The organism is Limnohabitans lacus (assembly GCF_030053395.1).
In the GTDB taxonomy this organism is placed as follows: domain Bacteria; phylum Pseudomonadota; class Gammaproteobacteria; order Burkholderiales; family Burkholderiaceae_C; genus Limnohabitans_A; species Limnohabitans_A lacus.
Genome location: NZ_JASGBH010000006.1, coordinates 1 through 13,255 on the forward strand (window position 1 = coordinate 1; position 13,255 = coordinate 13,255).

Below are 13,255 nucleotides of genomic sequence, written 5' to 3' on the forward strand. Positions count from 1 at the left end.
AGCTTGCTTGAGGAATCCGATGATCTGCTCGTCGGTAAATCGTGTGGTCTTCATATCCGCCATTCTCCAAAATTAGCGGACTCAGTTCCATCGGTTTGGTATGGCTCAGAGGGGGCAGGTCACTGTGTCAAGCGGCCGCTGGCGAAATGATGGAGACCGTGCGCCAGACACGGGCTGGCCAAGCGACGGTGCGTTCACACTTGGGTGGTCGCGAAGAGCAAGTTTTGCGTTTGATTGCGGACGGGTTTTCGTCCAAAGAGATCGCCCGCAATTTGCAGATCGCCCCCAGCACGGTGGAGGTTCACCGCCGCAACATCATGCGCAAAGTGGGCCTGCACAAGGTGGCCGATCTGACGCGCTACGCGATTCGAAATCAGATGGTCTCGGTGTGAGCGCGGAAGTGCTTTCCCGCAAATGGACCAGCAGGCTCGCGTAGCATTTGTCCTCTTCGGTTTTCAGCGCTTTGTAGCATTCGCAACTCAGTTGCTCCAAAGCCGGCCGGTCCACCACCGTGATGCGGCCGCGTGAATAGGCGATGGCGCCGGTGTCCATCAAGCGTTTGGCGGCCAGGCTCACGGCTTCGCGCCGCACGCCCAACCAATGGGCAATCCAGTCGTGCGTCACGCTGAAATCCTGACCTTCGATCAGGTCGAGCGTGCCCAAAAAAAAGCGGCTCAGCTGCTGCTCCAGTGTGTGGTTGCGCATGCACAGCGAGTTTTGCGCCACGGTGGCCATGCGCATGTCGGCATAGCGCATCAACTGGCTGTTGCCGCAACAGGTGTCGCTTTGAACCACTCGGTGCGCCGTTTGCAAGGGCGCGCGCAAGGCGTGGCCGCCAATTTGCACCACGGCTTTGAAGTTCCGATTGTGCCGGCCCGTGAGCATCGCGAACAGGCTGACCATGCCCTGCCGACCCAGCATGGCCACCCCGATGGTGTTGCCGTTTTCCAGCATCTTCATCCAGGCCACGATGCTGGTCAGTGGAAAGTAAACGTGCTGCAGGTCTTGGCCGACATCGGCCAGCACTTGACCTGCGCTCAGTTCCACCAGCTCCAAGTTCATGCCGGCGACCAAGGGCTCGGGCAGGATGGACAAGATTTTGTTTTGCCGTATCTGGTGCTGGAACTGTTGTGACATTACTGTGAATTAATTATTTCATATATCGTTTATTGAAATTTAATTGTATTTGTTGGTTGCGTGCGTGTGTTCTCGCACACAAGGCGCCACATGGCGACAGATCGCAACAGGGTGATGAAGCTTTTGTTGAAAAGACTCAGCCGCGCAGGTGCAGCGCCACGGCTTCGGCCACTTTGATGCCGTCCACCCCGGCCGACAAAATGCCGCCCGCGTAGCTGGCGCCTTCGCCAGCGGGGTAAAGGCCCCGTGTGTTCAGGCTCTGGAAGTCGTCGCCCCGTGGGATTTTGAGCGGTGAGGAGGTGCGCGTTTCCACCCCGGTCATGACCGCGTCCGCCATGTCGTAGCCCTTGATCTTTCGGCCAAACACCGGCAACGCATCGCGCATGGCGGCCACGGCGTAGTCGGGCAGCACATCGGCCAGGTCGCCCAGCTTGACGCCCGGCTTGTACGACGGCAGCACGCTGCCCCAGGTGCTGGAGGGGCGCTTGGCCAAAAAGTCGCCCACCAGCTGGCCGGGCGCTTCGTAAGTGCCGCCGCCCACTTCGAAGGCGCGGGCCTCCAGCTGGCGCTGCAGCACGATGCCCGACAGCGGGTGCGGTGCGGGTGGCTGTTGATGGGCCAGCGCCAGAGCTTCTTGCGCCAGTTGTGCGCCCTCGGCCTCGCCAAATGCGGCTTGCCAGGCGGCCTTGTCCAGCGGGTAGTCGGGCGGATCGATGCCCACCACCATGCCCGCATTGGCGTTGCGTTCGTTGCGCGAGTACTGGCTCATGCCATTGGTTACCACGCGGCCAGGCTCGCTGGTGGCAGCCACCACCGTGCCGCCGGGGCACATGCAAAAGCTGTAAACAGCACGACCGTTTTGCGCGTGGTGCACCAGCTTGTAATCGGCCGCGCCCAGCAACGGGTGGCCGGCGTGGCGGCCCCAACGGGCCTGGTCGATCACGCTTTGTGGGTGCTCGATGCGCACGCCAATCGAAAACGCTTTGGCCTGCAGCGCCACGCCGCGTTGGTGCAGCATGACAAAGGTGTCGCGCGAACTGTGGCCCAGGGCCAGCACCACGTGGCCGGTGGCCAGCGTGTGGCTTTGGCCGGTTTTCAAGTCCTGCACCTGCAGGCCGGTGATTTGCTGACCGCCCTCTGCGGGCGAGAGCAGCACATCGCTCACGCGCTGCTCAAAACGGATCTCGCCACCCAAAGCCATGATTTGCTCACGTATGTGCTCCACCACCTTGACCAGCTTGAAGGTGCCAATGTGCGGGTGCGCGGCAAACAAGATGTCGGCCGGTGCCCCGGCTTTGACGAACTCGTCCATCACCTTGCGGCCCAGGTGGCGCGGGTCTTTGATTTGGCTGTAGAGCTTGCCGTCCGAGAAGGTGCCTGCGCCGCCTTCGCCAAACTGCACATTGCTCTCAGGGTTGAGGGTCTTTTTGCGCCACAAGCCCCAGGTGTCTTTGGTGCGTTCGCGCACCTTCTTGCCCCGCTCCAGCACGATGGGCTTGAAGCCCATTTGCGCCAAGCTCAACGCCGCAAACATGCCGCAAGGCCCAAAGCCCACCACCACCGGCCGCTCGCCATCTTGCGCCCCAAAGCCATCGGGGGCGTGGCATGGCGCATGCCAAGTCATGTCGGGCGTGGGCTGGATGTGCGGGTTCTGGTCGAACTGTTGCAGCAAGGCGGTTTCTGCCGCAGGGTCGTTCAGCGTGATGTCCACGATGAACACCGCCAGCAGCTCGGCCTTGCGGGCGTCAAAGCTGCGTTTGAAGACGTGAAGGGTCGCGATGTCGGTGGGCGCGATGGCCAGCGCCTTGGCGGCCAGCTGGCGCAAGGCCGCTTCGGGGTGCGGTGGCGGGATGCGGTCGTCGTCGGTTTCAGCCGGCGCATCGGCTGCGCGACGCACTTCGACGGGCAGGGCCGACAGCGGGAGCTTGAGTTCGGAAATTCGGATCATGGTCGTGGCTTGTGGTTATCAAGCAAGAAGCCACGATTATCCCGCAGTCACAAGTCTGCGCCTCTTTAATTGGGGTCAGAACCCGATTGTTGAGCTCCTCTCAAGCAGGCAAGAAGCCTTCGATGGACAAATAGCGCTCGCCCGTGTCGTAGTTGAAGCCCAGCACGGTGGCGCCGTCGGGCAGCTCGGGGAGTTTTTGCGCAATTGCCGCCAAGGTGGCCCCCGACGAAATGCCAACCAGCAGGCCTTCTTCACGTGCCGAGCGGCGGGCGTATTCACGCGCGGCCTCGGCATCGACTTGGATCACGCCGTCCAGCAAAGTGGTGTCCAGGTTCTTGGGGATGAAACCCGCACCAATGCCCTGGATGGGGTGGGGCGCAGGGGCGCCGCCCGAGATCACGGGCGAAGCCGCAGGCTCGACCGCGAACACTTTGAGGTTGGGGAACTTGGCCTTGAGCACACGTGCAACGCCAGTTAAGTGGCCGCCTGTGCCCACGCCGGTGATGAGGGCGTCGATGCCGTCGGGAAAGTCGGCCAGGATTTCTTGCGCTGTGGTGCGCACGTGCACGTCGATGTTGGCGGGGTTTTCAAACTGCTGGGGCATCCAGGCGCCGGGCGTGCTGGCCACCAGTTCTTCGGCGCGGGCAATCGCCCCCTTCATGCCTTTTTCGCGCGGGGTCAGGTCAAAGCTCGCGCCATAGGCCAACATCAGGCGACGGCGTTCGATGCTCATGCTGTCGGGCATGACCAGGACCAGCTTGTAGCCTTTGACGGCGGCGACCATGGCCAAGCCAATGCCGGTGTTGCCGGAGGTGGGCTCGATGATGGTGCCGCCGGGCTTCAAAGCCCCAGACTTTTCCGCGTCTTCGATCATGGCCAGCGCGATGCGGTCCTTGACCGAACCGCCGGGGTTGCTGCGCTCGGATTTGACCCACACATGGGCGGCGGCGCCAAACAGGCGGTTGATGCGCACATGGGGCGTGTGGCCGATGGTCTCGAGGATGTTGTGGGCTTTCATGTCCGGGTCTCCAAGTGTGAAATGGCCAAAATGTCGAGCCATTGTGCGCGAATCTTCAGACCCCTTGGGGCATGTGCACATGACGGCAGGCGATAATCGATGGGTGAAGCTCGCCAGACCGCCGCTGGTGCAATCTCCGAAAGGAGGCACTGGAGGAACGTCCGGACTGCACAGGACAGCGTAGGAGGCAACGCCTCTCCACCGTGAGGTGAGGATCAGAGCAACAGAGACGAGCCGATTCAGTTCGGGTGAAACGGGCAATCTCTACGCGCAGCAATACCAAGTAGGCCAGCGTTGATGTGGTTCCGCAGAGCTGGCGGGTAGGTAGCATCGAGCCGGGTGGGCGACCCCCGGCCCAGAGTAATGGCGGTCACGCAGCGGGCAACCGCTGTGCACAGAATCCGGCTTATCGGTGAGCTTCACACTTTTTTTCAGCCAACAAAAAACCCGCCGAGGCGGGTTTTTTTGGGGGGGGCGCAGACAGTTCAGCTGCGCGAGGGCATCAAGGTGCCGGCCAAAGCAAACACCGAATTGGGTGCGGTGATCTTCAAGGTGCTTTTGGGCTTGGCAAAGACCCCGCGTTTGACCGCGGGTTGTGGCGCGGGTTCAATGGCCACGCCTTTGGCGCGTTGCTCTGCCACCAGCTGGCGCAGGCTGATCGACTGCAGATGGCTCAGCATTTTTTCGTTCAGGCTGGCCCACAGTTCGCTGCTCATCCAGCCGCCTTCAGCGGCCAGTTCTTCTTCAGATGGCGCGTCCACGGCGCCGACGATGTCGGCCATGGTGATTTTTTCGGCATTGCGGGACAGGGAATAACCGCCGCCGGGGCCGCGGGTGCTCTCGACCAGACCTTGCTGGCGCAGCTTGCTGAACAGCTGCTCGAGGTAGGACAGCGAAATCTGGTGGCGCACGCTGATGGCGGCCAAGGACACGGGGCCGCGGTCTTCGCGCAGGGCCACGTCGATCATGGCGGTCACGGCAAAACGACTTTTGGTGCTCAAACGCATGGTGTCTTCCTTTCTGCGTAATCAAGGCTTTCTGGGCCTTAGGGTGCCGCCAGGCTGCGGGATATGCAACGGCGACATGGGCTGATTTTCTCAGACAGATCCAGCATATTGGGATTGCCCGTGTCAATTCAAGGGTAAATCCTGTGTAAATTTGTCGGAAATCAACCTCGGGCCTTTAAAACCGCTCGAAACCTTCGAGCTGGCGCCATTGGCCGGGCTCCAGCGGGGCCAGGCTGATGCGCCCCACGCGCTGGCGGCGCAGGTCTTGCAGGGGGCATTGCTGGTCCAGCCAACGGCCCAGCGCCAGGCCGTCGATGTCTTTGCCCGCGATGCGCAACACCGTGACGGTGTCGGTTTGGCGGTTCACGCTGGCGCGCAGGCCGGGGCCGTTGAGTGCCTTGATCAGGCCTTCGGGCACTTCGCCTTTCAAAGTGGCCATCCATTCTTGCTCCATGGGGCTGCGCCGGTCTTCCAGGTGCCGCAGCACGCCCACGTCGTCTGAAAAAATGCACAGACCACTGGCCGGCGCGGGCAGGGGCATGGCGATTTGCAGCTTGGCCAGGCGCTCTTTGCCCCAAATGCCGGCTTGCGGGGCTTGGAGTCCGGCGATTTTTTGCAGCCAGCTGTGGGTGCCGCCCGAGTCCGCCGGTTTGTGGACCACCAAGGTCAAGGGGGCCAAAGCGGCCATGGAGACCTTGCGGTTGACCGTGAGGGCTTCGTTTTGGACGCGCCGGGCCGGGTCGGTGACCACTTGGCCGGCCACTTGCACGCCACCGGCCACGATCAGGGCTTCGGCTTCGCGGCGCGAACAGTTTTCTTCGGCGGCCACGCGTTTGGCCAGGCGGACGCCTTCGTCAGAGCGGTGCATCGGGGCTTTCAATTCAGTTGTTCGCGGATGTGGTCCACATGCGCTTGCAGGGATCGGGCGGCCACCGGCCACAGGCGCGGCGGCACGTCGTCGTAGGCTTTTTCGACCCAGTCTTGCAAGCTGCCTTGGGGCAGGGCCTGCATGGCGGCGGCGATTTTGGCTTCGCGCTTGAGGCGGTGGGCCTTCAGGTGCGTGATGGCTTGGTGCGCAAAGCCCAGCACATGGCCGTGCGCGGGCAAGATGAATTCGATGCCACCGGCCTCACAGGCGGCGGCCAGTTTGTCCAGCGAGTCCAGATAGTCGCCCATGTGGCCATCGGGCGGGTCGATCACGGTGGTGCTGCCGTTGAGCACATGGTCACCCGAGAACAGCAGGCCGTCTTCTTCGAGCACCAGGCACAGGTGATTGGCCGCATGACCTGGGGTGTGCACCACGCGCAGGGTGTGGGTGATTTCGCCCTCGACGCCTATGCCTTGCAGCACCAGTTGTTCGCCATCGGCCAGCTCGCGGTCGGGTGTGAATTGGCTGTTGGCACGCGCCGTGGGCTTGGAGGCCAGGCCCAGAATCGGTGGCTTGTGGGTGCACAAGGCCTGCAAGGGCGCGGCTCCGGGCGAATGGTCCGAGTGCGAGTGGGTGCAGACAATGGCTTTGATTTGCCCACCCGCCGCCCGCCACAGGCGCTGCAAATGCTCGTGGTCGGCCGGGCCCGGGTCAATGGCGATGTAGCCGGTGTTGGGGTCGCCCACCAAATAACTGTTGGTGCCGGGGCCGGTCATCACGCCGGGGTTGGGGGCTGTCAGGCGCTGCACGTTTTGCAGCAGCGGCACAGGCAGATCGGTTTGCCAGTCGAGGTGGTGGTGGATTTGGCCATCGGGGGTGACCAAAGCCAACTCGCCAAAGGGGGCCTCGTGCTCCATGTAGCGCACTTCGTGGCCGCCCAAGAAGCCGGCGCGGGGGCAGCTGGTCCACAGTGGCTCGTCGTTGATGGCGCACGCTTGCAGCACGTCTTCGACTTGGGCAAAAGCTTTGAGGCGCTCGAGCGTGCGGATGGTTGGGAAGATGATGAAAAAGTCGCCGGCTTCGTGGCGCGTCAGCGCGTCCACTGGGCGCACCCAAACGGGCTCGAACTGCTCGGACTCGTCGGCCACCGGGGTCTGGCCTTCGGGCATGCGGGCCACCAAAAAGGGCACGTCAAAGCGGCGTGGCAGGTCGCGGTCGGTGATCCAGTGGGCCAGCACGAACACCTGGTCGGCCGCCAACGTCAGGCCTTGGCTTTGGCACTGCGCTGCAAATGGGGCTTTGCGGTCGATGTGCGCGATGTCCGCGTTGTCGGCCCAGCGGCCATCGGCGTGCCGCGCGAACAAAATGCCCAGCTCTTCAAAGCTCTCTCGGATGGCGGCAATGGCTTGCGTCAGGTGCAAGTCGCTTTGTTGGGGCCTGCGGGTGGACAGGGCGTGGGCTTGGGCGTCGGCCGCGTCGACGCCGCCGCCCGGGAACACATAGGCGCCGGGCGCAAAGCTGGCCGTCATGGAGCGGCGGGTCATCAGGACCTCGATGCCTTGCGGGCTGTCGCGCAAAAGCAGCACGGTGGCGGCTGGGCGCAGCGGCGCGGGTTCACGTTGGGGGTGCAGGAGTTGGGTAGTGCGTGCCATGCCCCATTATCAGGCGGGCTCGTCCGGCGGCTGTCGTTGTCGTGTCGAGCAAGGGCGATAATCGCGGCCATGCACATCCGCTTTACCAAGATGCAAGGGGCCGGCAACGACTTTGTCGTGCTCGATGAAACCCGTGGCCGCCTGGGGCTGAACACCGCCCAGTACCGTTTTTTGGCCGACCGCCACTTTGGCGTGGGGGCCGATCAGATCCTGACGGTGCGCCCCTCGCCAGCGCCAGGCCTGGACTTTGAGTACGTGATCCACAACGCCGATGGCGGCGAGGTGGAGCACTGCGGCAACGGCGCCCGCTGCTTTGTGCGCTATGTGCGCGACAAGGGCCTGACCGACAAAAACACGGTGCGTGTGAAGGTGCAGCAAGGCGAGATCGAGCTGTCCATGAACCCCGACGGCCGTGTCACGGTCAACATGGGCGCGCCCGTGTTTGATTGGGAACGTGTGCCCTTCAACCCCATTGGCCTCATCAGCGACCAGGTCAATGGCTGGCCGGTGTTTGACCTGGCTTTGGGTGATCTGGGCATTGCGCGGGTGGGTGTGGTGTCCATGGGCAACCCGCACGCTGTGCAGCGCGTGGACGATGTGGCCGCCTTCCCGGTGCTGGCCCAAGGCCCCTTGATCGAAAACCACCCGGCTTTCCCCAAGCGGGTGAACGCCGGCTTCATGCAGATCCTCTCGCGCAGCCAGATCAAGTTGCGCGTGTTCGAGCGCGGCTCGGGCGAGACGCTGGCCTGCGGCACCGGCGCTTGTGCGGCCGTGGTGGCGGGCATTCGCCAAGGCTGGCTGGACAGCCGAGTCGATGTGCAGACGCACGGCGGCGTTTTGACCATCGAATGGGCCGGCCAAGCCGACAGCCCGGTCATGATGACCGGCCCGGCCACCCCTGTGTTTGAGGGCAGCATTGACGTGCCCGATACCCTTTGAAATTCTGGAGACAAGAACATGAGCACTTCCGAACCCATGAGCCCGATCACCGAAGACGACATCGCCGATTACCTGGTGAACACACCGGACTTTTTTGAGCGCCATGCCTCGCTGTTGGCCACGGTGCAGCTGACCCACCCCCAAAGTCACCGCGCTGTGGGCTTGCAAGAGCGCCAGGCCCAGATGCTGCGCGACAAGATCAAGGGGCTGGAACACCGCATCATGGACATGATCCGGCATGGCAACGAAAACATGATCTTGACGGACAAGCTGCACCGCTGGTCGTGCGACTTGCTGGTGGCGCCGCCAGAGCATTTGGTGGAGTCGGCGGTGGACAACATCCGCGAACTCTTTCAGGTGCCGCAAGTGACTTTGCGTTTGTGGGGCGTCAACGAGGCACACAGCCAAGCCGCTTACGCCCAAGGCGTGACCGAGGCGGTGCAAGAGCTGGCTGCGTCTTTGGATACGCCTTATGTGGGACCCAACACCGGCTATGAGGCCGTGCAGTGGCTGACCGAGCCTGCTCAAGCCGCTTCGCTGGCGCTGCTGGCCTTGCGTGCGGCGCCTGGCCAATCGCCTTTCGGCTTGCTGGTCTTGGCCTCACCCGATGGCCAGCGCTTCAACAGCCAAATGGGCACCGATTTGCTGGAGCGCTTGGCCGAGTTGGCCGGTGCTGCGCTGTCGGTCTTGCGCGCACCCCAGGCCTGAAGCCGTGCCTGAATCAGGCGAACTCGTCGCGGTGGCAGCGGCGGACCTTGATCCGCTGATGCTGCGTTACCTGGACCATGTTCGTTTTGAAAAACGCCTGGCCGAGCGCACCAGCACTTTGTACCGGCTGGACCTGATCCGTTTGGCCGAGATGGCCCAAGCATCGGGCGTGCCCTTGCTACAGGTGCAAACCGGGCACATCCGCCGATGGGTGGCGCAGATGCACAGCGCTGGCCGCAGCGGTCGAGGCATCGCGCTCATCCTCTCGGGTTGGCGCGGTTTTTACACCTGGCTGGGGCGCGAAGCCTTGGTGAGCCACAACCCGGTGGTGGACGTGCGGGCCCCCCGCGTGGCCAAGCCATTGCCCAAGGCGCTGGGTGTGGACGAGGCGGTGCAATTGGCCGATCACGAAGAAACGGGCGACGACCCCTGGCTGGAAGCGCGGGACGCTGCCATGGTGGAGTTGCTGTACGGCTGTGGCCTGCGCGTGGCTGAGTTGACCGGGCTCGACGTGGTGGCCAGTGCCGACGCATCGCGCGCCGGACGCGGCTGGATCGATTTGCAAAACGCCGAGGTGCAGGTGCAAGGCAAGGGCAGCAAGCGCCGCAGTGTGCCCTTGGGCAGCGCGGCCATGGCCGCACTGGCGCATTGGTTGGCGCTGCGCCCCCAGGTGCCTGGCATGCTGACCCAGGCCGTGCCGGGCGCATCCAGTGCGGCGCTGGCCTTGTTTCCGGGGCAGCGCGGTACGCGCTTGAGCGCTCGCGGTGTTGAGCAGCGCCTCCAGCGCCGCAGCCAGCTGGCGGGCTTGGCCACTCCGGTGCACCCGCACATGTTGCGCCATTCCTTTGCCAGCCACGTGCTGCAGTCCAGTGGCGACTTGCGGGCGGTGCAAGAGTTGTTGGGCCATGCCAACATCACCACCACGCAGGTCTATACGCGACTGGACTTTCAGCACCTGGCCAAGGCCTACGACGCGGCGCACCCCCGGGCCAAGCGCAAATAGCTGGCCAACCTGTGGTTGTGCATTGGGGTGTGCATGGGACAGTGCCCGACAATAGGGCCCATGAAAACGATTCGACTCAAAGACGGCAAGGAACGCTCCTTGCTGCGCCGCCACCCTTGGGTGTTTGACTCTGCCATTGCCAAAGGCGGTGGCGATCCGGGCGAGACGGTGCGCGTGGAGTCGCACGCTGGCCAGTTTCTGGGCTGGGCATCGTTCAGCCCGTCCTCGCGCATCAAAGCCCGCATCTGGAGTTTTGACGAGGCCCAGCGCATCGACGCGGCCTTCATCGCGTCGCGCATCGCCCAAGCCGTGGCGGCCCGCCAGTGGTTTGACATCCCAAGCGATGGCGTGCGACTGGTGCATGGTGAGTCCGATGGCTTGCCGGGCCTGATCGTGGACCGTTATGCGGACACGCTGGTGGCGCAGTTCACCAGTTGCGGCACCGAGCGCTTCAAACAGGCCATTGCCGATGCGCTGCTCAAGATCACCGGGCTCACACGCCTTTATGAACGCTCAGACGCCAACGTGCGCAGCCTGGAGGGCCTGCCCGAAGTGACCGGCTGGTTGCGTGGCGACGGGCCGACCGAAATCACCATCCGCGAACACGAGTGGCAGCTGACCTTGGACATTGCCACGGGCCACAAGACGGGGTTTTATTTGGACCAGCGCGACAGCCGCCACCGCTTTGCACAGCACACGCGCCACCGCCAGTTTGGCAAGGTGCTCAACTGCTATTGCTATACCGGTGGCTTCACCGTGGCCGCGCTGGCGGGCGGGGCAGGGCATGTGACTTCCATCGATTCGTCCGGCCCGGCGCTGGAGCGTGCCCGCGCCCATGTGCGCTTGAACGGCTTTGACGAATCGCGCGCCACCTTCATGGATGCCGATGTGAACGCCAGCCTGCGCGCCTTCATCGAGGCGGGCGAGACCTTTGACGCCATCGTGCTCGATCCGCCCAAATTCGCCCCCACCGCTGCCCACGCTGAACGTGCAGCCCGCGCCTACAAAGACATCAACCGCTTGGCCTTCAAGCTGCTCGCGCCGGGCGGCGAGCTGTTCACCTATTCCTGCTCTGGCGGGATCAGCGCCGATCTGTTCCACAAAATCGTGGCCTCGGCCGGCACCGATGCCGGTGTGGACGGCTTCATCAGCGAACGCCTGCAAGGCGCGCCCGACCACCCGATGACGATCAACTTCCCGGAAGGGGAGTACCTCAAGGGCTTGGTGGTGGTGCGCAAATAAGCCCTTGCATTCATCGCTACACTCCCCACCTCTTGTCTTAGATCATTTTCCGGAGCATCCATGGCCCTCATCCCTGCAACCATCCTGACCGGCTTTTTGGGCTCGGGGAAAACCACCTTGCTCAAGCGTGTGCTGACCGAGGCCCATGGCCAGAAGATCGCCGTGATCGAGAACGAGTTTGGCGAGGAAAACATCGACAACGACATCTTGGTGTCGGACACCGAAGAGCAGATCATTCAGATGAGCAATGGTTGCATTTGCTGCACCATCCGCGAAGACTTGCGTGCCACGTTGCAGCTGCTGGCGGCCAAGCGCCGCAAGGGTTTGCTCAGCTTTGAGCGCATCGTGATCGAGACCACAGGCCTGGCCGATCCGGGTCCGGTGGCGCAAACCTTTTTCATGGACGATGAGATCGCCGAGACCTTTTTGCTCGACTCGATCTTGACCCTGGTGGACGCCAAGCATGCGGCCCTGCAACTGAACGACCGCCAGGAAGCGCGTCGCCAGGTGGGTTTTGCCGACCAGATTTTCATCAGCAAGGCCGATTTGGTCTCGCCCCAAGAGTTGGACGCTTTACAGCACCGTTTGAAGCACATGAACCCCCGCGCGCCGCAAAAGGTGGTGCACTTTGGCGAGGTGGCTTTGTCGGAAGTGTTTGACCTCAAGGGCTTCAACCTGAACGCCAAGCTGGACATCGATCCGGACTTTTTGAGCGAAGGGCATGACCATGCCCATGGTGAGCATTGCGATCACCCCTCGCACCAGCATGACCACGACCATGAACATTGCACCGATCCCACCCATGACCACGGTCATGGGCATCACCATCACCACGATGACGATGTGAAGAGCTTTGTGTTCCGCTCAGAGCGGGCTTTTGATCCGGCCAAGCTGGAGGATTTCTTGGGCGCCATCGTCAACATCTATGGGCCCCGCATGCTGCGCTACAAAGGCGTGCTCAATATGCGTGGCACCGAGCGCAAAGTGATCTTCCAAGGTGTGCACCAACTCATGGGCAGCGACCTGGGGCCTCAGTGGGCCGATGGTGAGCAAAAAATGAGCAAAATGGTATTCATTGGCATCGATTTGCCCAAGGATATTTTGTTGCAAGGCCTGGAGCAGTGCCTGATTTGAGGGGCTCAGCCACTGCCCTGTGGCGGTGCTTTTTCGGTGAACCTGTCTTTAATCTGCCACCCCGCGTTTTTTGCGCTTTCTAGTCGCTACAATCGCCGCCCGACGGCACCCTCTTTTGGAGGGGCGGACGAACCCCAAAAGGTCTATAACAAGGGTTTGAGTCGACCATGAACAGGTCCATTGGTGGACAGATGCCCAAGGGCACCATCAACGGACCTGCCCTTCCACACGGCCAGGAGACAAGGCGTGAAGACCTCGAAGAAACCAGCAGCCAAAGCGGCTCAAGCGAAGACCCCGGCCAAGGCCAAAAAACCAGCCGTGTCCGCCAAGAAGGCGCCCGCCAAGGCGCCAGCCAAGGCCAAGGTGATTGCGAAATCCCCCGCTCAACCGGTGGCGAAAGCCAAAACAGCGGCCAAATCGCCAGTGAAAGCGTCTGCCAAACCGGTGGCAAAAGCCCCCGCCAAGGCCAAGGCCCTTGCGCCCGTCAAAGGGGGCAAAGCGCCTGCGAAAGTTTCCAAAGCTCCCGCCAAAGCCGTGCCCAAGGCGCCCGTGAAAGCTGCCCCGAAGGCGGCCGTGAAGCTCGCCCCTAAGACGCTTGT

At 62.8% G+C, this 13,255-nt stretch carries 13 protein-coding genes and 1 other RNA gene; 8 read left to right on the forward strand and 6 right to left on the reverse strand.

The window, feature by feature from the left end; genetic code table 11:
- Positions 1–146: 146 nt before the first annotated feature.
- The gene (locus QLQ16_RS08945; RefSeq protein ID WP_283224353.1) at positions 147–392 is read left to right on the forward strand and encodes a response regulator transcription factor; all 246 of its coding nucleotides are present in this window, start codon (positions 147–149) and stop codon (positions 390–392) included.
- Here the strand turns inward: QLQ16_RS08945 and QLQ16_RS08950 are convergent.
- The 3 genes from QLQ16_RS08950 to cysK all read right to left on the reverse strand — a co-directional run bounded on the left by QLQ16_RS08950 (position 316) and on the right by cysK (position 4,103).
- Positions 316–1,137: a Crp/Fnr family transcriptional regulator gene (locus tag QLQ16_RS08950; protein WP_283224354.1), complete on the reverse strand. Its 822-nt coding sequence runs from the start codon at positions 1,135–1,137 to the stop codon at positions 316–318. The genes QLQ16_RS08945 and QLQ16_RS08950 overlap by 77 nt on opposite strands.
- Before the next feature lie 136 nt (positions 1,138–1,273).
- Positions 1,274–3,085, reverse strand: coding sequence for an NAD(P)/FAD-dependent oxidoreductase (locus tag QLQ16_RS08955; protein ID WP_283224355.1), 1,812 nt, complete (start codon positions 3,083–3,085; stop codon positions 1,274–1,276).
- Positions 3,086–3,185: 100 nt separating this feature from the next.
- Positions 3,186–4,103, reverse strand: coding sequence for a cysteine synthase A (cysK, locus tag QLQ16_RS08960; protein WP_283224356.1), 918 nt, complete (start codon positions 4,101–4,103; stop codon positions 3,186–3,188).
- Between the two features lie 105 nt (positions 4,104–4,208).
- Here cysK and rnpB point away from each other — a divergent pair.
- An RNA gene (rnpB, locus tag QLQ16_RS08965) (RNase P RNA component class A) lies at positions 4,209–4,528 on the forward strand.
- A gap of 60 nt (positions 4,529–4,588) precedes the next feature.
- Here the strand turns inward: rnpB and QLQ16_RS08970 are convergent.
- The 3 genes from QLQ16_RS08970 to QLQ16_RS08980 all read right to left on the reverse strand — a co-directional run bounded on the left by QLQ16_RS08970 (position 4,589) and on the right by QLQ16_RS08980 (position 7,630).
- Positions 4,589–5,110: an Rrf2 family transcriptional regulator gene (locus tag QLQ16_RS08970; RefSeq protein ID WP_283224357.1), complete on the reverse strand. Its 522-nt coding sequence runs from the start codon at positions 5,108–5,110 to the stop codon at positions 4,589–4,591.
- A 175-nt stretch (positions 5,111–5,285) separates the two neighbouring features.
- Complete coding sequence (locus QLQ16_RS08975; protein ID WP_283224358.1) at positions 5,286–5,978, reverse strand: S4 domain-containing protein; 693 nt, start codon at positions 5,976–5,978, stop codon at positions 5,286–5,288.
- Between the two features lie 8 nt (positions 5,979–5,986).
- Complete coding sequence (locus QLQ16_RS08980) at positions 5,987–7,630, reverse strand: MBL fold metallo-hydrolase (protein WP_283224359.1); 1,644 nt, start codon at positions 7,628–7,630, stop codon at positions 5,987–5,989.
- 69 nt (positions 7,631–7,699) lie between these two features.
- Here QLQ16_RS08980 and dapF point away from each other — a divergent pair, with 69 nt between their 5' ends.
- From dapF to QLQ16_RS09010, 6 genes are all read left to right on the forward strand, one after another.
- Positions 7,700–8,569: a diaminopimelate epimerase gene (dapF, locus tag QLQ16_RS08985; RefSeq protein ID WP_283224360.1), complete on the forward strand. Its 870-nt coding sequence runs from the start codon at positions 7,700–7,702 to the stop codon at positions 8,567–8,569.
- 18 nt (positions 8,570–8,587) lie between these two features.
- Positions 8,588–9,277, forward strand: coding sequence for a DUF484 family protein (locus tag QLQ16_RS08990; protein WP_283224361.1), 690 nt, complete (start codon positions 8,588–8,590; stop codon positions 9,275–9,277).
- 58 nt (positions 9,278–9,335) lie between these two features.
- Complete coding sequence (locus tag QLQ16_RS08995; RefSeq protein ID WP_283224554.1) at positions 9,336–10,280, forward strand: tyrosine recombinase XerC; 945 nt, start codon at positions 9,336–9,338, stop codon at positions 10,278–10,280.
- A 60-nt stretch (positions 10,281–10,340) separates the two neighbouring features.
- A complete protein-coding gene (locus QLQ16_RS09000) occupies positions 10,341–11,522 on the forward strand; it encodes a class I SAM-dependent rRNA methyltransferase (protein WP_283224362.1) in 1,182 nt (393 codons plus the stop codon).
- A 60-nt stretch (positions 11,523–11,582) separates the two neighbouring features.
- Positions 11,583–12,656, forward strand: a complete 1,074-nt coding sequence (locus QLQ16_RS09005) for a CobW family GTP-binding protein (protein ID WP_283224363.1) — start codon at positions 11,583–11,585, stop codon at positions 12,654–12,656.
- Between the two features lie 167 nt (positions 12,657–12,823).
- A complete protein-coding gene (locus tag QLQ16_RS09010; protein ID WP_283224364.1) occupies positions 12,824–13,246 on the forward strand; it encodes a hypothetical protein in 423 nt (140 codons plus the stop codon).
- Positions 13,247–13,255: the final 9 nt, after the last annotated feature.

What these genes read in the sequence shown, in the direction of transcription:
- QLQ16_RS08945 (WP_283224353.1), top strand. Translation starts at nt 147, where the DNA reads ATGATGGAGACCGTGCGCCAGACACGGGCTGGCCAAGCGACGGTGCGT.
- QLQ16_RS08950 (WP_283224354.1), bottom strand. Translation starts at nt 1,137, where the DNA reads ATGTCACAACAGTTCCAGCACCAGATACGGCAAAACAAAATCTTGTCC.
- QLQ16_RS08955 (WP_283224355.1), bottom strand. Translation starts at nt 3,085, where the DNA reads ATGATCCGAATTTCCGAACTCAAGCTCCCGCTGTCGGCCCTGCCCGTC.
- cysK (WP_283224356.1), bottom strand. Translation starts at nt 4,103, where the DNA reads ATGAAAGCCCACAACATCCTCGAGACCATCGGCCACACGCCCCATGTG.
- QLQ16_RS08970 (WP_283224357.1), bottom strand. Translation starts at nt 5,110, where the DNA reads ATGCGTTTGAGCACCAAAAGTCGTTTTGCCGTGACCGCCATGATCGAC.
- QLQ16_RS08975 (WP_283224358.1), bottom strand. Translation starts at nt 5,978, where the DNA reads ATGCACCGCTCTGACGAAGGCGTCCGCCTGGCCAAACGCGTGGCCGCC.
- QLQ16_RS08980 (WP_283224359.1), bottom strand. Translation starts at nt 7,630, where the DNA reads ATGGCACGCACTACCCAACTCCTGCACCCCCAACGTGAACCCGCGCCG.
- dapF (WP_283224360.1), top strand. Translation starts at nt 7,700, where the DNA reads ATGCACATCCGCTTTACCAAGATGCAAGGGGCCGGCAACGACTTTGTC.
- QLQ16_RS08990 (WP_283224361.1), top strand. Translation starts at nt 8,588, where the DNA reads ATGAGCACTTCCGAACCCATGAGCCCGATCACCGAAGACGACATCGCC.
- QLQ16_RS08995 (WP_283224554.1), top strand. Translation starts at nt 9,336, where the DNA reads ATGCTGCGTTACCTGGACCATGTTCGTTTTGAAAAACGCCTGGCCGAG.
- QLQ16_RS09000 (WP_283224362.1), top strand. Translation starts at nt 10,341, where the DNA reads ATGAAAACGATTCGACTCAAAGACGGCAAGGAACGCTCCTTGCTGCGC.
- QLQ16_RS09005 (WP_283224363.1), top strand. Translation starts at nt 11,583, where the DNA reads ATGGCCCTCATCCCTGCAACCATCCTGACCGGCTTTTTGGGCTCGGGG.
- QLQ16_RS09010 (WP_283224364.1), top strand. Translation starts at nt 12,824, where the DNA reads ATGAACAGGTCCATTGGTGGACAGATGCCCAAGGGCACCATCAACGGA.